The following is a 20,768-nucleotide window of genomic DNA, read 5'->3' as shown; positions in this document are numbered from 1 at the left end:
GGACGGTTCGGTCGGTCAGCGCTTCGCGGTGGACCCGCGCAGCTTGGCCAGCCGGTCGGTGACACCCCAGGTGGTCACCCGCCACAGCGCCTCGACCACGATGCCGCGGCTCATCTTGGACGCCCCCAGCTCGCGCTCGACGAAGGTGATCGGCACCTCGGCGACCTTGAACCCGGCCTTCACCGTGCGCCAGGCCAGGTCGACCTGGAAGCAGTACCCGGCCGAGGCGACCTCGTCCATGCCCAGGCCCAGCAGGGTCTCCTTGCGGAACGCCCGGTAGCCGCCGGTGACGTCCCGGATCGGCACGCCCAGCATCAGCCGCGAGTAGGTCGAGCCGCCGCGCGAGAGCAGCAGCCGGGACTTCGGCCAGTTCACCACCCGGCCGCCCGGCACCCAGCGCGAGCCCAGCACCAGGTCGGCGCCGCGCAGCGCGCCCAGCAGCCGGTCCAGCTCCTCGGGCTGGTGCGAGCCGTCCGCGTCCATCTCGACCAGGACGTCGTAGCCGTTGTCGATGCCCCAGCGGAACCCCGCGAGGTAGGCGGCCCCGAGGCCCTCCTTGCCCTTGCGGTGCATGACGTGGACGTGCTCGTCCTCGACGGCCAGCTTGTCGGCCAGCTCGCCGGTGCCGTCGGGGCTGTTGTCGTCGGCGACCAGGACGTGCGCCTCGGGAACGGCGGCACGGACCCGGCCGACGATCCGCTCGACGTTCTCCGCCTCGTTGTAGGTCGGGATGATCACCAGGACCTTGCCGAGATCAGCAAAACTCTGCTGGTTCACGGTCACGTACAAACCTCTCGGCCGATGACGGGGGGTCTCGGAACACCGGCGCCCGCACTCTGGAACGCGGCTCCGCCGGCAGCCCGCCGGGAGGACCTCGGTGGCGAACTGCGCGCAGGGCGGAGGCTACTGCGTCCTGGCATCCTACTACCGCGCCGGGAACCGCAGGTCCGGCCGTGGCACTCCCACCCGGTGGCCACCGTTTCCCCGTGGGTGACACCGTTCGGCTAGGGTCGTTTCCCTTGCCCGTGCCCGGACCGCCCGCACCGCCGGGCCCGCCCCGGCGATCCGGACTCGGGACATCCGGGGCCGCCCAGACTGCGAAGGAGTAGGACCGCGCGCATGGACAGGCTCGTCAACACCGTCCGCCCGTACGCCTGGGGGTCGCTCACCGCCCTGCCCGAGCTGCTCGGGCAGCGGCCGACCGGTGAACCGCAGGCCGAGCTGTGGATGGGCGCCCACCCCGGCGCCCCGTCCCGCGCCGACCGCGGCGAGGGCCCGCGCCGGCTGGACGAGCTGATCGCGGCCGACCCCGAGGGCGAGCTGGGCGCCGCGAGCGTGGCCAGGTTCGGCCCGACCCTGCCGTTCCTCTTCAAGGTCCTGGCCGCGGGCATCCCGCTGTCCATCCAGGCCCACCCCACGCTCGACCAGGCCCGGGCCGGCTTCGCCGCCGAGAACGCCCTCGGGATCCCCCTGGACGCCCCCGAGCGCAACTACCGGGACGCCAACCACAAGCCCGAAATGGTCTGCGCGCTGGGCGACTTCGACGGCCTGTGCGGCTTCCGGCGGCCCGCCGACGCGGCCCGGCTGCTGACCGGGCTCGGGGTGCCCGGGCTCGCCCCGGTGATCGGGCGGCTGGCCGCCGAGGACACCTCCGAGGCGCTGCGCGGCGCCCTGACCGCCGCCCTCGCGCTGGACCCGGAGACCGTCCGGCGGACCGTCGAGGTGCTGGCGGCGACCGACCCGGACGGGGAGTACGCCCCGTACGCCCGGATCGCCGAGGACTTCCCGGACGACCGCGGCGTGGTCGCCGGCATGCTGCTCAACCACGTCCGGCTGCGGGCCGGCCAGGCGCTCTACCTGGGCGCCGGGGTCCCGCACGGCTACCTGTCCGGCGTCTGCGTCGAGCTCCAGGCCAACTCCGACAACGTGCTGCGGGCCGGCCTCACCCCCAAGCACATCGACGTGCCGGAGCTGCTGAAGGTCGTGGTCTTCGAGGCCGGCGCCCCCGAGCCGCTGGAGCCGGCCCCGGTCGAGGGCACCCCGGGCGAGGAGCTCTACCCCGTCCCGATCGACGAGTTCCGGCTCTCCCGCTTCGTCCTGGACGGCGCCGATCGCGAGATCGACGGCCGCACCCCGCAGATCCTGCTCTGCACCGAGGGCGCCACCCGGCTGACCGCCGCCGACGGCACCGTCCTGGACCTGGCCCGCGGCCAGGCCGCCTTCCTCCCCGCCACCGGCACCCCGACCCGCCTCTCCGGCACCGGCGGCACGCTCTTCCGCGCCACCGTCACCGTCTGACCGCTCCGGACGGGGCCCGGGCTCAGTCCCGGGTCATGTCGACGAAGCGCGAGTAGTGGCCCTGGAAGGCCACCGTGATCGTCGCGGTCGGACCGTTACGGTGCTTGGCGACGATCAGGTCGGCCTCGCCCGCGCGCGGGGACTCCTTCTCGTAGGCGTCCTCGCGGTGCAGCAGGATGACCATGTCGGCGTCCTGCTCGATCGAGCCGGACTCGCGGAGGTCCGAGACCATCGGCCGCTTGTCGGTGCGCTGCTCGGGACCACGGTTCAGCTGGGACAGCGCGATGACCGGGACTTCCAGCTCCTTGGCGAGCAGCTTGAGGTTACGGGACATGTCCGAGACCTCCTGCTGACGGTTCTCGGCCCGCCGGGAGCCGCCGGACTGCATCAGCTGGAGGTAGTCGATGACGACCAGCTTGATGTCGTTGCGCTGCTTCAGCCGGCGGCACTTGGCGCGGATCTCCATCATCGACAGGTTCGGCGAGTCGTCGATGAACAGCGGCGCCTCGCTGACGTCGGGCATCCGGCGGGCCACCCGCGTCCAGTCGTCGTCCGTCATGTTCCCGGAGCGCATGTGGTGCAGCGCCACCCGGGCCTCGGCGGAGAGCAGGCGCATGGCGATCTCGTTGCGGCCCATTTCGAGCGAGAAGATCACGCTCGGCAGCTTGTGGTGGATCGAGCAGGCCCGGGCGAAGTCCAGCGCCAGGGTGGACTTGCCCATCGCGGGACGGGCCGCGATGACGATCATCTGGCCGGGGTGGAGGCCGTTGGTGAGCTGGTCGAAGTCGGCGAAGCCGGTGGGGACGCCGGACATCTCGCCGTTGCGGGAGCCGATCGCCTCGATCTCGTCGAGGGCGCCCTCCATGATGTCGGAGAGCGGGGCGTAGTCCTCGTTGGTGCGCTGCTCGGTGACGGCGTAGATCTCCGCCTGGGCGGCGTTGACGATCTCGTCCACGTCGCCCTCGGCCGCGTAGCCCATGCCGGCGATCCGGGTGCCCGCCTCGACCAGCCGGCGCAGCACCGCGCGCTCGTGCACGATCTGGGCGTAGTACTCGGCGTTGGCCGCGGTCGGGACGGAGTTGACCAGGGTGTGCAGGTAGGAGGCGCCGCCGACGCGCTGGAGCTCGCCGCGCTTGGTCAGCTCGCCGGCCACGGTGATCGGGTCGGCCGGCTCGCCGCGGGCGTAGAGGTCGAGGATCGCGCCGTGGACCATCTCGTGCGCGGGCCGGTAGTAGTCGACCGGCTTGAGCACCTCGACCACGTCGGCGATGGCGTCCTTGGAGAGCAGCATGCCGCCGAGGACGGACTTCTCGGCGTCCAGGTCCTGCGGCGGGACGCGCTCGAAGCCGTCCACGCCCCCGCCCCCGTCGCCGCCGCCCTCGTCCCGGCGCTGCCAGCCGCCGTCCTTCCGGTCGCCCTTGCCGCCCTTCTGGAAGCCGCCCTTCTGGCCGTCACGGCCACCGCCCTGACCGCCCTGGCCACGGCCGCGCGAGACCGGCAGCCGGTCCCCCGGGCCGTCCGGGAAGGGGGCGTCGTCGAAGGCGCCGGCCGGGAAGGGGTCCTCGGCGGGCTGCCAGTCCTCCTCCGGCGGCGGGGCGTCGTGGTCGTCGTACTGGGGGCCGGTCACGCGTGTTCCCCGATCAGCGAGTGGTGCGAAGGTGGAGCGGGCTTGCCGGTGGCTGGGTGGAGCGGAGCCGCTCCTCTTTGTACGCCACGGTCCCGACAAAACGGACGCCGGGGCGGCGGGAGTGTCGGGCGGAGGGCCCACGCTAAGGCGCCGGACGCCGTTGCGCCAAGGCGGTTATCCACAGGGGGTGTGGATGACCGGCCCCGTCCTGTGGAGAACTGCCGCAAAGCTGTGGACACCCCTGTGGACGTCCCTGTGGATAACCGAACAATCGATCCACCGTCAACCTGTTGACCTGGGATTACCTCTTCCCGGTCCTGTGCATGAGAAATTCTTCACACACCTCCGAACGGCTGTGGGCGCAGAGCGGACGAACCGCGCCGCTCAAGATTTCGAGTAATAGTCACTAGGCCCTTACATCCATTACCTGTGGATGAGTAGCCTGGAGCCCATGACCGCCTCGCCCCCGACCCCGGCCCCGAAGCCCTCGCGACGCCGGCACGACCGGGAGATCCTCGCCCTGGCCGTCCCGGCCTTCGGCGCACTCGTCGCCGAACCGCTCTTCCTGATGGCCGACTCGGCGATCGTCGGCCACCTCGGCACCCCCCAGCTGGCCGGGGTGGGCGTCGCCTCCGCCGCGCTCTCCACCGCGACCGGCGTGTTCGTCTTCCTCGCCTACGCCACCACCGCGGCGGTCGCCCGCCGGATCGGCGCCGGGGACCGCCGGGGCGCCGTGCAGCAGGGCATCGACGGCATCTGGCTCGCCCTGGGCCTGGCCGTCCCGGTGGTCCTCCTCACCCTGGTGCTGGCGCCCTGGGCGGCCGACGCGCTGGGCGCCTCGGCGACCGCCGCGCCGCACGCGGTGACGTACCTGCGGATCAGCTCGCTCGGCATCCCGGCGATGCTCATGGTGCTGGCCGCCACCGGGGTGCTGCGCGGCCTCCAGGACACCCGCACGCCACTGGTGGTGGCCGTCGCGGGCTTCGCCGCCAACATCGGCCTGAACGCCGGCCTGGTGTACGGCGCCGGGCTCGGGGTGGCCGGCTCGGCCTGGGGCACCGTGCTCGCCCAGACCGGGATGGCCGCCGCCTACCTGGTCGTGGTGGTCCGCGGCGCCCGCCGGGAAGGGGCCTCGCTGCGGCCGGACACCGCGGGCATCCGGGCCAGTGCCAGGGCCGGCGGCCCGCTGCTGGTCCGGACGATCAGTCTGCGCGCGGTGCTGATGACCGCCACCGCGGTCGCCGCCAGGCTCGGCGACGACCAGGTCGCCGCCCACCAGATCACCATGGCGCTGTTCAACTTCCTGGCCTTCGCGCTGGACGCGATCGCGATCGCCGGCCAGGCCATCATCGGCCGCTACCTGGGCGCCTCGGATGTCCCCGGCGCCAGGGCCGCCACCCGGCGGATGGTCGAGTGGGGCGTCGTCTCCGGACTGGTGCTCGGCCTGCTGGTGGTGGTCGCCCGCCCGCTGTACGTCCCGCTCTTCACACCCGATCCGGCCGTCCGGGCCCAGCTGGACACCGCCCTGCTGCTGCTCGCGCTCACCCAGCCGGTGGCCGGCCCGGTCTTCGTGCTGGACGGCGTGCTGATGGGCGCCGGGGACGGCCGCTACCTGGCCTGGGCCGGGCTCGCCACCCTGGCGGTGTTCGTCCCGGTGGCCCTGGCGGTGCCGGCCACCGGCACCGGACTGGCCGGGCTCTGGTGGGCGATGAACCTGTTCATGCTGCTGCGGGCCGGCTTCCTGGCCTGGCGCGCCCGCGGCGGCAAGTGGCTGGTCACCGGAGCGGTGCGCGGCTGAGACCCGAAGAGAACCGGGCCGGAAAAGACCGAGGGCCGGACTCCCGGAGGAGTCCGGCCCTCAGGCCTTGTGCTCTACGGAGCTCAGGCAGCCACGACGGCGACGTCGAGGTTGGCCACGACGTCCGAGTGCAGCTTGACCGAGACCTTGTGGGAGCCCACGGTCTTGATCGGCGAGGCGATCGCGACGGCGCGCTTGTCCACGGCCGGGCCGCCGGCGGCCTTGATGGCCTCGACGACGTCGGCCTGGGTCACCGAGCCGAACAGACGGCCGGCGTCGCCCGAGCGGACGGCCAGCTTGACCTGGACGCCCTCGAGCTGACCCTTGACCGCGGTGGCGGCCTCGAGGGTCTGGATCTCGTGGATCTTCCGGGCGCGACGGATGGCGTCGACGTCCTTCTGACCACCCTTGGTCCAGCGGATGGCGAAGCCACGCGGGACCAGGTAGTTGCGGGCGTAGCCGTCCTTGACCTCGACGACCTCGCCGGCGGAGCCGAGACCCGGCACCTCGTGAGTGAGGATGATCTTCATTACTTGGTCACCCTCTCTTAGCGCGCGGTGCTGGTGTAGGGCAGCAGCGCCATCTCACGGCTGTTCTTCACGGCCGTGGCGACGTCACGCTGGTGCTGGGTGCAGTTGCCGGTCACCCGACGGGCACGGATCTTGCCGCGGTCGGAGATGTACTTCCGCAGCAGGTTCGTGTCCTTGTAGTCAACGTAGTTGACCTTGTCCTTGCAGAAGACGCAAACCTTCTTCTTCGGCTTGCGAGCAGGCGGCTTCGCCATTGTGTGCTCCATTTGGGGTTCACGGCCCGGCGGGCGTCCGGGGACGCCGGCGGCCGGGCCGCACGAAATCTGTCAGCTCTTAGAACGGGGGCTCTTCCGAGTAGCCGCCACCGCCGCCGGCCGGGGCACCCCAGCCGCCGCCCTGGTTTCCACCGGACGGGGCGCTGGAGGCCCAGGGGTCGTCGGAGGGGCCGGACTGGCCGCCGCCGGAGTTTCCACCCCAGCTGCCGCCGCCCTGCTGGCCGCCGCCGCCGGAGTTTCCACCCCAGCTGCCGCCGCCGCCCTGGCCGCCACCCTGCTGGCCGCCGAAGCCGCCACCGGGGGCGCCGGACCGGTTGGCCCGGGTGACCTTGGCGGTCGCCGAGCGCAGGCTCGGACCGACCTCGTCGACCTCGACCTCGAAGACCGTCCGCTTCTCGCCTTCCTTGGTCTCGTAAGACCGCTGGCGCAGTCGGCCCTGCACGATGACGCGCATGCCGCGCTGCAGCGACTCGGCCACGTTCTCCGCCGGCTGCCGCCAGACGTTGCACGTGAGGAAGAGGCTCTCGCCGTCCTTCCACTCGTTCGTCTGACGGTCGAAGGTGCGGGGGGTGGACGCGATGCGGAACTTCGCGACCGCCGCACCCGACGGGGTGAAGCGCAGCTCGGGGTCGTCGACGAGATTGCCGACGAGGGTGATGACGGTCTCGCCTGCCATGGTGGTGATGACCTCTCGGGAAGATGTCCGTTCACCGCTGTTTCACGTGAAACAGCGGACGCGAGCTACCCGAGACCCGAAGGCCTCAGAGGTGGCTCAGTGGGTGTCCGGGCGCAGGACCTTGGTCCGCAGAACCGACTCGCTCAGGCCCAGCTGGCGGTCGAGCTCCTTGACGACCTCAGGCGTGGCCTTGAGGTCGATGACCGAGTAGATGCCCTCGGACTGCTTGTTGATCTCGTAAGCCAGACGGCGGCGACCCCAGGTGTCGACCTTCTCCACCTTGCCACCCGCGTTGCGGACGACAGTGAGGAAGTTCTCGATCAGGGGGGAGACAGCGCGCTCCTCGACCGAGGGGTCGAGGATGACCATCAGCTCGTAGTGACGCATGAGTAACCCACCTCCTTTGGACTCAGCGGCCACGGTCTCTCCGTGGCAGGAGGGTTGTGCGTAGCGTCGGCACCGGAGCAGTGACGACTCCGGCCCACCGTAGCGGCCGGGTCGGACAATCGGCCCCCGCTCCGCCCGGAGGCGGATCCCACCCGGTAGAGGGTGCAGAGGGGGCACAACTACACCAGTGCAGACGGCACAGCCTACCTGCACCCGGACGGCCGAACAAAACGCATAGGGGTTGTGAGAGCGGCCCAAGCGCCGCAATCTGGACGGAACGGGATTCCTGCCCGTTCGTCTCCACGCCAGGAGGTGGGACCCATGGCACAGTCCGTCCACCGCATGCCCGCCCTCACCCTGAACACCGACGGCCACCCGCACCCCCGCGAGAACGCCCTGGTGGGCGTCACCGCCGTGCTGGGCGTGATCGCCTTCACCACCTCGTTCTTCCACAACCTGCACCTGCTGACCTCGTGGACCGGCCTGTTCGGCATCGTCACGGGCCTGTGGGGCATGTTCGTCTCGGTCACCACCGCCGAGCGCTTCGTCCTGATGATCACACTCGGCGCCGCCGCGATCGGCTTCTACCTCGGCATCGCCCGCGGCGGTCTCTGGGGCTGAACCGGGCCCCCGCGCCCCCTCGCACGCCCCCGGACCGCACCGCTGGGACCGAGCCCACAGGCCCCGCCCGGAACCCTCGCCGCCCCCGTCGCGTATCTGCAGAGGAGACAGGTACCCGACGGGGGCGCCGCCGTGCCCGCAGCGACGGGCGCCCGGACCCCGGACGATAAGGTCAGCCCGAGAACCTGGGCCACCGCAGCCCGACGACGAGGAGCACCGAGCACATGAGCCTGCGCCTGAGGACGATCACCCGCGAGGAGCACCTCGCCTTCATCAGGAGCCGCGCCTCGGCCAGCCACATGCAGGTGCCGTCGTGGGGCGACGTGAAGGCCGAGTGGCGCTCCGAGTCGATCGGCTGGTTCGACGAGACCGACCAGCTCGTCGGCGCCGGCCTGGTCCTCTACCGCCAGCTGCCCAAGCTCAAGCGCTACCTCGCCTACCTGCCCGAGGGACCGGTCATCGACTGGTTCGACCGCGACCTCGACCGCTGGCTCTCCCCGATGCTGGCGCACCTCAAGTCGCAGGGCGCGTTCTCGGTGAAGATGGGCCCGCCGATCGTCATCCGCCGCTGGAACGCCCCCACCATCAAGGAGGCCATCGCCGGCAAGCAGGCCAAGCGCCTGCGCGACGTCGAGGCCGACTGGTACGAGGCCCGCGCCTTCGAGGTGGCCGACCGGCTGCGCAAGGCCGGCTGGCTGCAGGGCGAGGACGGCGGCGCCGGCTTCGGCGACGTCCAGCCCCGCTACGTCTTCCAGGTGCCGCTGGCCAACCGCTCGCTGGACGACATCCACAAGAACTTCAACCAGCTCTGGCGCCGCAACATCAAGAAGGCCGAGAAGAGCGGCGTCGAGGTCTACCAGGGCGGCTACGACGACCTGCCGATCTTCCACCAGCTCTACCTGGTCACCGCCGAGCGCGACAAGTTCACCCCGCGCCCGCTGGCCTACTTCCAGCGGATGTGGAAGGCCCTGGTGGCCGAGGACCCGAACCGCATGCGGCTCTACATCGCCTACCACGAGGGCGAGCCGCTGGCCGCCACCACGATGCTGGTGGTCGGCGAGCACGTCTGGTACTCCTACGGCGCCTCGGCCAACCACAAGCGCGAGGTCAAGCCGTCCAACGCCATCCAGTGGCGGATGATGCGCGACTCCTACGCCCTCGGCGGCGGGGTGTACGACCTGCGCGGCATCAGTGACACCCTGGACGAGAACGACCACCTGTTCGGCCTGATCCAGTTCAAGGTCGGCACCGGCGGCCAGGCGGCCGAGTACCTCGGCGAGTGGGACTTCCCGCTCAACAAGCTGCTGCACAAGGCCCTCGACCTCTACATGTCCCGCCGCTGAGGAGGCTGACCCGATGACGCTGTCGCTCTACCTCGAGACCGAACGCTGGCGCACCCACCAGCGCTCCGTCCTCGCCGAGTTCCCCGGCCTGGTGCCCGTCGCCAAGGGGAACGGCTACGGCCTGGGCAACCACCGGCTGGCCGAGGAGGCGACGCTGCTGGGCACCGGGGTGCTCGCCGTCGGTACCGCGTACGAGGCGGCCGACGCCGCCGAGTGGTACGGCGGCGAGCTGCTGGTGCTCACCCCGTACCGGGTCGGCGAGGAGGTGCTCCCGCTGCCGCACGCCCGGGTGATCCGGACGGTGGCCAGCGTGGAGGCGCTGCGCTCGCTGCACGGTGCCCGGGTGGTGCTGGAGTGCATGACCACCATGCGCCGGCACGGCGTGAGCGCGGCCGACCTGCGCACCGTCGCCAACGAGCTGGAGGGCGTCGCCTTCGAGGGCCTGGCGCTGCACCTGCCGATGGACCGGCCGGACGGCTCCAGCCCGATCGAGGAGGTCGCGTACTGGGTGGACACCGCCCGGGCGGCCGGCATCCCGGTGCACACCGTGTTCGTCAGCCACCTCGGCGCGGCCGGCATGGACCAGCTGGCCCAGCGCTACCCGGAGACGGTCTTCCGGGCCCGGATCGGCACCCGGCTCTGGCTCGGCGACCACGCCGCGCTGGAGGTCCGGGCCACCGTCCTGGACGTCACCCCGCTGCAGAAGGGCGACCGCTACGGCTACCGCCAGCACCCGGCGCCCTCCGACGGCCACATCCTGGTGGTCGCCGGCGGCACCGCGCACGGCATCGGCCTGGAGGCGCCCAAGTACCTCCAGAGCATGGGGGCGCGGGCCAAGGGCATCGCCCGGGCCGGCCTGGCGACCGTCAACAAGACCAAGTCGCCGTTCCACTGGGCCGGCAAGCAGCTGTGGTTCGCCGAGCCGCCGCACATGCAGGTCTCGCTGCTCTTCCTGGACGGGGAGACCAAGCCCCCGGCGATCGGCGAGGAGCTCGGTCTCCAGGTCCGGCACACCACCACGCACTTCGACCGCGTGGTGGACCGCTGACCCGCCAGGCCTTTCCGACCCGCCAGGCCTTTCCGACCGGCTAGGCCTTTTCGGCCGGCTCCGGCAGCTCGGGCTCGTTGAGCCACTGCTCGGGGCCGGCCGGCGCGTACCCGGCGTAGCTCTCCTCCTCGCGCAGCCGGCGGGCGGTGCCCAGCACGGACACGTCCGGGGCGTGGTCCAGCACCCCGCCGGAGGGGTCGTCGCTGCCGTCCCAGCGCACCGGGTCGCGGTCCGGGTGGAGGACGTCGCGGACCACCAGGGCGACCAGGTACAGCGTGCCCAGCAGGTGCAGCCCGATCGCGAAGTGGTACCAGCCCTCGCCGATCCCGTGCTGCTTGGAGCCGGTGACCAGGCCCAGGTGGGACCAGATGCCCAGGGTGTAGAGCACCTCGCAGGCCTGCCAGACCAGGAAGTCCCGCCAGCGCGGCCGGGCCAGCACCGCGAGCGGCAGCAGCCAGAGCGCGTACTGCGGCGAGTACACCTTGTTGACCAGCACGAACAGCGCGACCACCAGGAAGGCCAGCTGGGCGAAGCGCGGCCGGCGCGGGGCCGAGAAGCCGAGCCACGCTATGGCCAGGCAGCCCAGCACCATCAGCACGCCGATGTAGACGTCGAGGTCGGCCAGCCCGGCGCCCCGGCGCTGCATCAGGATCAGCCAGAACGAGCCGTAGTCCTCGCCGCGGTGCTTGCTGAACACGTAGAAGGTCGACCAGCCCCGCCAGTTGGCCAGCATGATCGGCAGGTTGACCACCAGCCAGGAGCCGACCGCGCCGCCCAGCATCACCCGGAACTCGCGCCACCGGCCGGCCCGCCAGCAGAGCACCAGCAGCGGGCCGATCAGCAGCAGCGGGTAGAGCTTGGCCGCGGTGGCCAGGCCGATGAAGACACCGGCCCAGCCCGGGCGGGCACCGCTCCACCAGGCCATCGCCACGGCGGCCAGGGCGACCGCGAGCAGGTCCCAGTTGACGGTGCCGTTGAGCAGCAGGACGGGGGCGAGCGCGAACAGCAGCGCGTCCCATGGACGGCGCCGGTGGGTGCGGGAGAGCGCCACCGCGGCGACCACCGCGCAGGCCATCAGCATCCCGGCGTTGATCGCCCAGAACCACTGCTCCTGGCTCTGCTGGTCCCCGCCGCCCGGCGTCAGCCAGGCCGCGACCTGCATGAACAGGCCGGTCAGCACCGGGTACTCCAGGTACTGGAGGTCCCCCGAGGAGCCCGGGATGCGGTCCACGTACGGGTGCAGCCCGGCCGCGAAGCCGCGTCCGGAGAACAGGTGCGGGATGTCGCTGTAGCAGGCGTGGATGTACTGCGGCGAGCCCGGCTGGAACCAGGCCTGCTCGTAGCAGGGCAGCTTCTGCACCATCCCGAGCACCGACACCACGATCACCGCGAGCGCCAGGAAGCGCGCCGGGACCCACCAGGAGACGCCGAGCAGCGCCCGGCGGCCCGGGGGCCCGCCGAACACCTCGCTGCCGGCCGCCGCCACCGGGTCCTCGTCGGCCGGCACGACCACGGTGTTGGCCGGCGGCGCGGCCGTGGCGACGGCTGCCGGGAGGGGCCCTGCGGCGGCGCCGGACCCGTCCGGCCCGGCGGTTTCGTCACGATCGCTCGACGTCATGCCGGACATCCTGCCGCACCCGTCCCGCCGGGACGAGGAGGACCCCGCAACGGTCTGTACCTCTTCGCCGCGGGCGGGCGCGGCGGGCGCGACGGAAACGGCGGTGGCGGCCCTCCGAGGAGGACCGCCACCGCCGTGGTTCCGGGTTCCGGGTTCCGCCCGGCCGGGGCTACTGCCCGGCCGCCCCGCCGCCCTGGAGACCGCCCGTGCTGCTCGGCGTCGGCTTGCCGCCGCCGGTCGGGCGTCCGCCACCGCCACCGTTGCCGCCGCCCGGCGGCGTGGTGTCCGTCGGTCCCGGCGGCTGCGTCTGGCAGCCGATCACCGGCAGGCAGCTGTTGCCCGGGTTCGGCCTGGTGTGCGAGGGGGTCGGCTGGTCGCCGGGGCAGTCCACGCCGGGCACGCAGGTCTGGGTGGGCTGCGGCTGCACGGGCGGCTGCGGCGCCTGCGTCTGGGCGGCCGGCGGGGCCGTCGGGCTGTCGGTCGTGGTCGGGGTCGCCGCCGCGCTGGCCGTGGACGGCGCGCCGGAGGAGTCGACCTCGGTGCCGACCGGCTGCGGGGTCGGGAAGTCCATCTTCTTCTCGTTGGCCAGTGCGGCCTTCATGTACCGGGTGAAGACGTCGGTCGGGATGTCACCACCGTGGATGGACTCCTTGCCGCCGGTGCCGTTGAGCGACTGCCGCTCGTGCTTGGTCGGGTCCTCGCGCCACATCGCGACGCTGGTCGCCAGCTGCGGGGTGTAGCCGACCCACCAGGCCGACTTGTTCTGGTCGGTGGTACCGGTCTTGCCGGCCACCGGGCGGCCCAGGTCCTTCGTCTTCTTACCGGTACCGTTCACCGCCACGTTCACCAGCGTGTCGGTGACGTTGTCGGCCACGGCCGGCTCCAGCGCGACCTTGGGCTCCTTCTTGCCGAAGCCCGGCCGCTCCACGCCGCTCACCTCGACCTTGGTGACCGAGTACGGCTCGGCCTCCTTGCCGCTGGCCGCCAGGGTGCCGTAGGCGGTGGCCATCCGGATCGGGCTGATGGTGGAGGTGCCGAGCGGGAAGGTCGCCGTCTTCGGGTCGGCGAGGCTCTCCTTCTTGATGCCCATCTGCACCGCGATGTCGGCCACGTTCTGGCCGCCGACGTCCTGGTTCAGCTGGACGAAGGGCACGTTGTACGAGTACTGCATGGCCATCCGCAGCGAGACGTAGCCGCGCTTGCCGGCGTCCTCGTTCTTCTGCCGGTAGGGCTTGCCGTCGTCGCCGATCACCAGCGAGCCGTCCGCCTTGCGGATCTCGGACATGTCGTCGGCCAGGTAGCGGCTGTCGGCGTTGATCCGCTTCGGCTTGCCCTTGTCGTCCTTCGCGGTCTGCACGCCGGTCTGCATCGCGGTGGCCAGCACGAAGGGCTTGAAGGTCGAACCGACCTGGACGCCGGTGGCGTCGGCGTTGTTGTCGAAGTGGCCGTTCTCCACGCCGTCGCCGCCGTAGAGGGCGACGATCGCGCCGTCGCCGGGGCGGATGCTGGCGGAGCCGAACTGGATGTTGGTGTCGTTGTCCGGCCGCTTCTGCGGGTTGAGGTTCTCCGCCTTGACGGCGTCGACGGCGCTCTTCAGCGCGTCGACCTTGTCCTTCTCGAAGGTGGTGTAGATCTTCAGGCCGCCCCGGTCGATCATCTGCTGGGTGATCGTCTTGTCGGTGGCCATCACGTACTTGTTGGCGGTGTCGACCAGGTAGCTGATCTCACCGTTCATGTTGGAGTTGGGCTTCTGCGCGATCGGGTCCGGGAACGCGGTGCACTTGGCGCGCTCCTCCGGGGTGATGGCCTTGGTGTCCACCATCTGGTCCAGGATCCAGTTCCACCGGCCCTGGGCCCGGTCCTTGTTGGCCGGGTTGGTGGGGTCGTAGTACGCCGCACCCTTGAGCAGACCGGCCAGCATGGCGCTCTGACAGACGTTGAGGTCCTTGGCGTCCACCCCGTAGTACGCCTGGGCGGCCGCCTGGGCACCGTTCGCACCGCGACCGAACCAGCTGGTGTTCAGGTAGCCGGTGAGGATCTCCGGCTTCTCCTTCTCCTGGTTGATCTTCAGCGTGATGAAGAACTCCCTCACCTTGCGGCTGAGGGTCTGCTCCTGGCTCAGGTAGGCGTTCTTCACGTACTGCTGGGTGATCGTCGAGGCGCCCTGGGTCTCACCGCCCTTCGCCATGTTCCAGACCGCGCGGAGCATGCCCTTGGGGTCGATGCCGCTGTCGGTCTTGAAGCTCTTGTTCTCCGCGGCGATGACGGCGTCCTGGAGGTGCGGACTGATGTCCTTGAGCTCGACGATCTGACGGTTGGTCTGGCCCTTGCGGGTCATCTCCGTGTTGTCGGCCCAGTAGTAGATCGTGTTCTGGTCCTTCACCAGATCGTTCAGCTTGGGGACCTCGGTGGTCTGGTACAGGTAGAACACCAGGCCCACGAAGCAGCCGAAGACCAGGACGAAGGCGCTCAGCCACTGCTTCCAGGACGGCAGCCAGCGCCGGACGCCGGTCTTGCCGAACCGCGGGTAGTCGATGAAGCGCTTCTTGCCGGGGCCGGCGGCCGCGGCGGCGGAGGCGGCCGCGGCGTCACCGCGCCGGCCACCCCCCTTGGCGCCCTTCTTCTGGGCGGCCTTGCGCATCTCCGCACGGGTCATCCGGGGCTGCTGTGCGGTCTCCCTGACCCCCGAGGGGCGTCGCCGACCGGCGCCGTCCGAGCGCAGCTCGTCGGGTCCCGGCCCCTCGCCCTGACGGCCACCGCCTCCCGGGGGCTGCTGCCCCTCACCGCCCGGGTTGGGCGTCCTTCGCCGTCGCTCGCTCATCTTCCAGCCACTCCTCGCCAGGCGTTTCCAGCCTGAAGGCAGGGTTCACGTCCGATGCCCGCCAACCGCCCTGATCCCGGAGGTGGTCCTCGTGCACACGCGACAGCGTACGCAGCACGGATATACAACTAATCGGACATCAGTTGCCAATGCCCGCAAAACGGCAACAGATCATTACAAGCCCGTTGCCAACACCAGCCGCGCGTCGGCTTGTGATCACATTCACGCGCGCCCCTCTTGCCCGTTCCGGGGGTCGGGTTTACTGTTCTCGATATATCGAGCCGATACATCGAAGCGGTATACCGCCGGATGCAGCGGCCGATCGGACACCGAGCGGGAGGAGGGCGGCGACAGTGGGCAGGCGCTCAGGAGTGCTGGAGTTCGCCGTCCTCGGGCTGCTCCACGACGCCCCGATGCACGGCTACGAGCTGCGCAAGCGGCTGAACATCCTGCTCGGGACGTTCCGGGCGCTTTCCTACGGGACGCTCTACCCCTGCCTGAAGAGCCTGGTCGCCCAGGGCTTCCTGGTCGAGGACAACCCCGACGTCGAGTACGTCCCGGCCACCGCGCTCAACGGCAAGCGGTCCAAGATCGTCTACCGGCTCTCCGCCGAAGGGAAGCAGCGCTTCGAGGAGCTGCTCGCCGACTCCGGCCCGGACGCCTGGGAGGACGAGCACTTCGGCGTGCACTTCGCCTTCTTCGGCCAGACCGACCGGGCCGTGCGGATGCGCGTCCTGGAGGGGCGCCGCAGCCGGCTGGAGGAGCGGCTGGAGCGGATGCGCAACTCGCTGGCCCGCGCCCGCGAGCGGTTCGACGACTACACCGTCGAACTCCAGCGGCACGGACTGGAGTCGGTGGAGCGCGAGGTCCGCTGGCTCAACGAGCTGATCGAGACCGAGCGGTCCAACCGCACCGGAAAGACCGGCCCCGACGCCGGCGGCAGCGCCGCCGGACCCCGCAAGACTTCGGACGGCCGTGGCCAGGAGACCGGGTCCCCGGACCCGTCCGGGCCACCGTACGACCGCCCGGGGCGCTCCGCCCAGGAGCGCTGACACCGCGCCAGCCCTGTGCCGCGCGGCAGGAATGGGCGCCTCGCGCCCGTGCACGCAGTCATCGAAGAAGCAGGACGAGTTCCGCCTACCCCGGCGGGCCTCATGAGATCACAGGGAGCAACCGGAATGGGTTCGGTTCGCGTAGCCATCGTGGGCGTGGGCAACTGCGCCGCGTCGCTGGTGCAGGGTGTCGAGTACTACAAGGACGCCGACCCGGCCGGCAAGGTCCCCGGGCTGATGCACGTCCAGTTCGGTGAGTACCACGTCCGCGACGTGGAGTTCGTCGCCGCCTTCGACGTCGACGCCAAGAAGGTCGGCTTCGACCTGGCCGACGCCATCGGCAACAGCGAGAACAACACCATCAAGATCTGCGACGTGCCGCCGACCGGCGTGACCGTCCAGCGCGGCCACACCCTCGACGGCCTGGGCAAGTACTACCTGGAGACCATCGAGGAGTCGGACGAGGCGCCGGTCGACGTCGTCCAGGTCCTCAAGGACCAGCAGGTCGACGTCCTCGTCTGCTACCTGCCCGTCGGTTCCGAGGACGCGGCCAAGTTCTACGCCCAGTGCGCCATCGACGCCAAGGTCGCCTTCGTGAACGCCCTGCCGGTGTTCATCGCGGGCACCAAGGAGTGGGCGGACAAGTTCACCGAGGCCGGCGTGCCGATCGTCGGTGACGACATCAAGTCCCAGGTCGGCGCGACCATCACGCACCGCGTGATGGCCAAGCTGTTCGAGGACCGCGGTGTCATCCTCGAGCGCACCATGCAGCTGAACGTCGGCGGCAACATGGACTTCAAGAACATGCTCGAGCGCGAGCGCCTGGAGTCCAAGAAGATCTCCAAGACCCAGGCCGTCACCTCGCAGATCCGCGACCGCGAGCTGGGCGCCAAGAACGTCCACATCGGTCCCTCGGACTACGTGGCCTGGCTGGACGACCGCAAGTGGGCGTACGTCCGCCTCGAGGGTCGCGCGTTCGGCGACGTCCCGCTGAACCTGGAGTACAAGCTCGAGGTCTGGGACTCCCCGAACTCCGCCGGTGTCATCATCGACGCCGTGCGCGCCGCGAAGATCGCCAAGGACCGCGGCATCGGCGGCCCGATCCTGTCGGCCTCCTCGTACTTCATGAAGTCCCCGCCGGTGCAGTACTTCGACGACGAGGCCCGCGAGAACGTCGAGAAGTTCATCCGCGGCGAGGTCGAGCGCTGAGCGCAGCGAGGTTCGCGACTGTTGAGCGCTGAGCGCTGAGCACAGCGAAGTTCGCGACTGTCGGACGCCGAGCGCTGAGCCTTGGGCTCTGAGCGCTGAGCGCCGCCAGCTCGCAGGAAGGGCCCGTGGTCTCCGGATCGCGGGCCCTTCACGTTCTCGCGGCCAATGTTTCACGTGAAACAGCGGCCGGTTCCATGGCACTCTGGGCGGGTGGCGATCACCGAGAACGGCAGCACCCACCAGTCCGCGCACCGCGCCACGCTCCTCGACCTGATGAAGGGCCGCGACTTCCGGCGGCTGCTGACCGCCCGGGTGCTCTCCCAGCTCTCGGACGGCGTCTTCCAGGTCTCGCTCGCCGCGTACGTGGTCTTCTCCCCCGAGAAGCAGTCCTCCCCGGCCGACATCGCCTCGGTGCTGGCCGTGATGCTGCTGCCGTTCTCGGTGATCGGCCCGTTCGCCGGTGTGCTGCTGGACCGCTGGCGCCGCCGCCAGGTGCTCTACTTCGGCAACCTGGCCCGCTTCGGACTGGGCCTGGGCACCGGCGCGCTGCTGCTGGCACAGGCCCCGACCTGGCTGTTCTTCGCCTCGGCCCTGCTGGTCACCGCGCTCAACCGGTTCATCCTGGCCGGCCTGTCCGCCGCCCTGCCCCGGGTGGTGGAGCAGGACCAGCTGGTCACCGCCAACGCCCTCTCCCCCACCCTCGGGACGGTCGCCGCCGCCTCCGGCGGGGGCATCGGCTTCGCGCTGCACCAGCTGATGGCCCCCGGGCCGAGGGCCGACGCCGCCCTGGTCACGGTGGCCGCGCTGCTCTACCTGTCGGCCGCGCTGGCCGCCCGGCGGATGGACCGCGACCTGCTCGGCCCGGAGCAGCACCGGGACCGCCCGGGGCTCGGCCAGGCGCTGGTCCGGGCCGCCGTCGAACTCGGCGCCGCGGTGCGCCACCTGGTCCGGGACTGCCGGCCCGCCGTGCACGCGCTGGCCGCCGTCACCGCGGCCCGGTTCTGCTACGGCGTGCTGATCGTGGTGGTGGTGATGCTCGCCCGGTACACCTTCAACGACCCGACCGACAGCGCGGCCGGGCTGGTCACCCTCGGCCAGGCGGTCGGCCTGTCCGCCGCCGGGTTCTTCGTCGCCGCGCTGGTCAGCCCCTGGTGCACCCGCCGGCTGGGCCTGGCCGGGTGGATGACGGCCTGCCTGGTCGCCCCGGTGGTCTTCGTCCCGGCGCTGGGCCTGAGCTTCACCCTGGTGCCCTGCCTGCTCGCCGCCCTGCTGCTCGGGGTGGTCACCCAGGGCACCAAGATCTGCGCCGACACGGCGGTCCAGGAGTCGGTCGAGGACGAGTACCGCGGCCGGGTCTTCGCCATCTACGACGTGCTGTTCAACGTCGCCTTCGTGGCCGCCGCCCTGGTCACCGCGCTGGTGCTGCCGCTGTCCGGCCGCTCGGTCGCGGTGGTGCTCGGGGTCGCCGGGGTATACGCGCTGACGGCGGTCCTCTACCTGCGCTCCGCCCGCCGGAGTCCCCTCCCCCGCTGACCAGGCCTCCTGGAAACCCGCGGGGCTCGGGGCCGACGGCGTCCGACCGACTCGCTAAGGTACTCGAACCTGTCGTAGCGACAGAACTCTGTCTCGGGGGACGAACTGATGAGCACACCGCCCAATCCGTACGGGCCGCCCTCGTCGGCCCCGGTGGGCCCGCCCGCAGCACCGCCGTACGGGGCACCCGTCCCCCCGCCGGCCGCGCCGTACGGGCCGCCGCCGGCCTACGGACAGCCCGCGCCGCCGCCCCCGCCCGGCTTCGGCCCGCCGCCCGCCTACGGACAGCAGCCGAACGGCCAACCGCCGTACGGGCAGTCGGCCCCCGGGCCGTACGGGCAGCAGCCGCCCCCCGGGCCGTACGGCTACCCGCAGCCCGCGCCGCCGGTGCAGCCCGCGCCGGCCGCCAAGCGCGGCATCCGCTCCAAGCTGCGGATCGTCGGAGTGGTCGGCGGCTGCCTGGCGTTGGCGGTGGGCTACTTCGTGGCCGGGCCGAGCGTCAGCAGCGCCAAGGCCGGCGACTGTGTGCACGCCAGCGGCTCCCGAGATGTCGAGATCGTCAAGTGCACTGACACCAAAGCGAATTACCGGGTGCTGTCGAAGTTCGAGGGCACCACGGACGTGACCCGCTGCCAGCAGACGCCGCAGACCACGACCGCCGTCTCGGGCAAGAGCGGCCGCCGCTGGAACAAGAAGCGGTACGTGCTCTGCCTCGGCCCGCTGGCGCCCGCCACCACCGGCGTCCCGCCGGTGAAGAAGTCCTGAACTCTTCCGCTCTTCCTTTCCCGGGGGACCCCTTGTCCGTTCCGCCTCCGCCCCAGATGCCGTACGGCCCGCCACCGGGCGACGGCAACCCGTACGCCTCCGGCGGTTCCTACGGCGCCCCGCCGCCGCCCCCGCCGCCGCCGCCCGGGTACGGCTACCCGAGCGCGCCGCCGCCGCCCGAGCAGCCGTACGGCGTCCAGCCCCCGCCCGGCGGTTACGGCTACGGGTACCCGCCGCCGCCCCCGATGGACGGGACCACCTGCCGGTTCTGCGGCGGCTACCCCGCGGTCAACGCCACCGTCCGCGGCCACCAGGGCCTGATCATCGCCTACCGGATGCTGCGGATGACCGGCCCGTTCTGCCGCACCTGCGGAACGGCGACGGTGCGCGACATGTCGGCCCGGACGCTGGTCCAGGGCTGGTGGAGCCTGGTGTCCTGGCTGCTGACCCCGATCACGCTGCTGCTGAACCTCGGCCCGCACAACAAGTTCAAGCGGCTGCAGCCGCCCGTCCCGGGCAGCCACGGCCCGCAGCTGAACCCGGGCGTCCCGCTGACCAGCCGGCCGCACATCGCGATGCTGCTGGTGCCGGTCTCGCTGGTGGCCGCGGTGACCCTGGCCGCCACCGGCGTGCTCGGCCCCGGGAAGACCGACCCGGCCGCCGACCCGACGCCGACCCCCACCCGGCTGACCCTCTCGCCCACGCCGCCGCCGGTCATCCCCTCGCCGACCTACACGCTGCCGGCGCCGACGCTCACCCTCCCGCCGGTCAGCACCCCGACCGACTCGGACAGCAAGGTGGACGCGGCCGGGGTCGGCGACTGCCTGTACAACGCGAACGGCACCAACCAGACCAACGACACCCACCCGAAGATCACCGTGGTGCCCTGCACCGACGCCAAGGCCCAGTACAAGGTCGTCTACAAGTACCTCGCCACCTCCGACGAGAAGTCCTGCGAGAAGCAGCCGAAGTCGGACAGCTGGTACACCAGCAAGCACCCGAGCTTCCCGGCCCTGGACTACGTGCTCTGCATGAAGCAGATCAAGTAGCCCGGCACGGAGGAGGGGTGGGGGCCGGCCCCCGCCCGGGGGCCCCCCCGCGGAGGGTCAAGAGCAGGCCCGGCCCCCCCGGCGCCCCGGGCGGCGCCCGCCCCCCCCGCGAGGTGCG

General features: G+C 71.4%; 18 protein-coding genes. 10 read left to right on the top strand and 8 right to left on the bottom strand.

Translation table 11 applies throughout. The features are described 5' to 3' along the window. Window positions 1–15: 15 nt before the first annotated feature. Window positions 16–783: a polyprenol monophosphomannose synthase gene (locus ACFVU7_RS25035; protein ID WP_380741876.1), complete on the bottom strand. Its 768-nt coding sequence runs from the start codon at window positions 781–783 to the stop codon at window positions 16–18. A gap of 336 nt (window positions 784–1,119) precedes the next feature. On the opposite strand from ACFVU7_RS25035, the gene manA reads away from it, so the two are divergent. After that, window positions 1,120–2,298 carry a mannose-6-phosphate isomerase, class I gene (gene manA, locus ACFVU7_RS25030; RefSeq protein WP_388047251.1) on the top strand — a complete coding sequence of 393 codons (1,179 nt, stop codon included), beginning with the start codon at window positions 1,120–1,122 and terminating at the stop codon, window positions 2,296–2,298. A 22-nt stretch (window positions 2,299–2,320) separates the two neighbouring features. Here the strand turns inward: manA and dnaB are convergent, their stop codons facing one another. After that, complete coding sequence (gene dnaB, locus ACFVU7_RS25025) at window positions 2,321–3,925, bottom strand: replicative DNA helicase (RefSeq protein ID WP_079271991.1); 1,605 nt, start codon at window positions 3,923–3,925, stop codon at window positions 2,321–2,323. A 451-nt stretch (window positions 3,926–4,376) separates the two neighbouring features. Here dnaB and ACFVU7_RS25020 point away from each other — a divergent pair, with 451 nt between their 5' ends. Continuing rightward, a complete protein-coding gene (locus ACFVU7_RS25020) occupies window positions 4,377–5,723 on the top strand; it encodes an MATE family efflux transporter (protein WP_049651108.1) in 1,347 nt (448 codons plus the stop codon). Window positions 5,724–5,806: 83 nt separating this feature from the next. Here ACFVU7_RS25020 and rplI read toward each other — a convergent pair whose 3' ends face one another. The 4 genes from rplI to rpsF form a co-directional block, all read right to left on the bottom strand. Beyond that, complete coding sequence (gene rplI, locus ACFVU7_RS25015) at window positions 5,807–6,253, bottom strand: 50S ribosomal protein L9 (protein ID WP_049651109.1); 447 nt, start codon at window positions 6,251–6,253, stop codon at window positions 5,807–5,809. 17 nt (window positions 6,254–6,270) lie between these two features. After that, window positions 6,271–6,507, bottom strand: coding sequence for a 30S ribosomal protein S18 (gene rpsR / locus ACFVU7_RS25010; protein WP_030059640.1), 237 nt, complete (start codon window positions 6,505–6,507; stop codon window positions 6,271–6,273). 79 nt (window positions 6,508–6,586) lie between these two features. Continuing rightward, the gene (locus tag ACFVU7_RS25005) at window positions 6,587–7,204 is read right to left on the bottom strand and encodes a single-stranded DNA-binding protein (RefSeq protein WP_049651110.1); all 618 of its coding nucleotides are present in this window, start codon (window positions 7,202–7,204) and stop codon (window positions 6,587–6,589) included. A gap of 96 nt (window positions 7,205–7,300) precedes the next feature. Then, complete coding sequence (gene rpsF, locus ACFVU7_RS25000; protein WP_049651111.1) at window positions 7,301–7,591, bottom strand: 30S ribosomal protein S6; 291 nt, start codon at window positions 7,589–7,591, stop codon at window positions 7,301–7,303. A 321-nt stretch (window positions 7,592–7,912) separates the two neighbouring features. On the opposite strand from rpsF, the gene ACFVU7_RS24995 reads away from it, so the two are divergent. From ACFVU7_RS24995 to ACFVU7_RS24985, 3 genes are all read left to right on the top strand, one after another. Further along, a complete protein-coding gene (locus tag ACFVU7_RS24995; protein WP_074001889.1) occupies window positions 7,913–8,212 on the top strand; it encodes a hypothetical protein in 300 nt (99 codons plus the stop codon). Between the two features lie 224 nt (window positions 8,213–8,436). Then, window positions 8,437–9,555, top strand: coding sequence for a peptidoglycan bridge formation glycyltransferase FemA/FemB family protein (locus ACFVU7_RS24990; protein WP_074001890.1), 1,119 nt, complete (start codon window positions 8,437–8,439; stop codon window positions 9,553–9,555). A gap of 13 nt (window positions 9,556–9,568) precedes the next feature. Beyond that, window positions 9,569–10,603, top strand: coding sequence for an alanine racemase (locus tag ACFVU7_RS24985; protein ID WP_049651114.1), 1,035 nt, complete (start codon window positions 9,569–9,571; stop codon window positions 10,601–10,603). 40 nt (window positions 10,604–10,643) lie between these two features. Here ACFVU7_RS24985 and ACFVU7_RS24980 read toward each other — a convergent pair whose 3' ends face one another. Continuing rightward, the gene (locus ACFVU7_RS24980) at window positions 10,644–12,221 is read right to left on the bottom strand and encodes a glycosyltransferase family 87 protein (protein ID WP_380779774.1); all 1,578 of its coding nucleotides are present in this window, start codon (window positions 12,219–12,221) and stop codon (window positions 10,644–10,646) included. Window positions 12,222–12,390: 169 nt separating this feature from the next. Beyond that, on the bottom strand, window positions 12,391–14,877 hold the full coding sequence (locus ACFVU7_RS24975) for a transglycosylase domain-containing protein (RefSeq protein ID WP_388047250.1): 2,487 nt from the start codon (window positions 14,875–14,877) through the stop codon (window positions 12,391–12,393). A 518-nt stretch (window positions 14,878–15,395) separates the two neighbouring features. Between ACFVU7_RS24975 and ACFVU7_RS24970 the strand changes: the two genes are divergently transcribed. The 5 genes from ACFVU7_RS24970 (at window position 15,396) to ACFVU7_RS24950 (ending at window position 20,650) form a co-directional block, all read left to right on the top strand. Beyond that, on the top strand, window positions 15,396–16,094 hold the full coding sequence (locus ACFVU7_RS24970) for a PadR family transcriptional regulator (protein WP_049651118.1): 699 nt from the start codon (window positions 15,396–15,398) through the stop codon (window positions 16,092–16,094). A 126-nt stretch (window positions 16,095–16,220) separates the two neighbouring features. Further along, complete coding sequence (locus tag ACFVU7_RS24965; RefSeq protein ID WP_049651119.1) at window positions 16,221–17,303, top strand: inositol-3-phosphate synthase; 1,083 nt, start codon at window positions 16,221–16,223, stop codon at window positions 17,301–17,303. A gap of 210 nt (window positions 17,304–17,513) precedes the next feature. Continuing rightward, complete coding sequence (locus tag ACFVU7_RS24960) at window positions 17,514–18,836, top strand: MFS transporter (RefSeq protein WP_338016271.1); 1,323 nt, start codon at window positions 17,514–17,516, stop codon at window positions 18,834–18,836. 108 nt (window positions 18,837–18,944) lie between these two features. Continuing rightward, window positions 18,945–19,601 (top strand): hypothetical protein, encoded by a 657-nt coding sequence (locus ACFVU7_RS24955; protein WP_388047248.1) that lies wholly within the window; start codon window positions 18,945–18,947, stop codon window positions 19,599–19,601. Between the two features lie 32 nt (window positions 19,602–19,633). After that, a complete protein-coding gene (locus ACFVU7_RS24950; RefSeq protein WP_143204515.1) occupies window positions 19,634–20,650 on the top strand; it encodes a hypothetical protein in 1,017 nt (338 codons plus the stop codon). Window positions 20,651–20,768 lie beyond the last annotated feature (118 nt).

Source organism: Kitasatospora sp. NPDC058046 (genome assembly GCF_042885595.1).
Lineage (GTDB): Bacteria > Actinomycetota > Actinomycetes > Streptomycetales > Streptomycetaceae > Kitasatospora.
The sequence above is the reverse complement of the archived record's forward strand: the minus strand, read 5'-3'. Positions and strand labels throughout refer to the sequence as shown.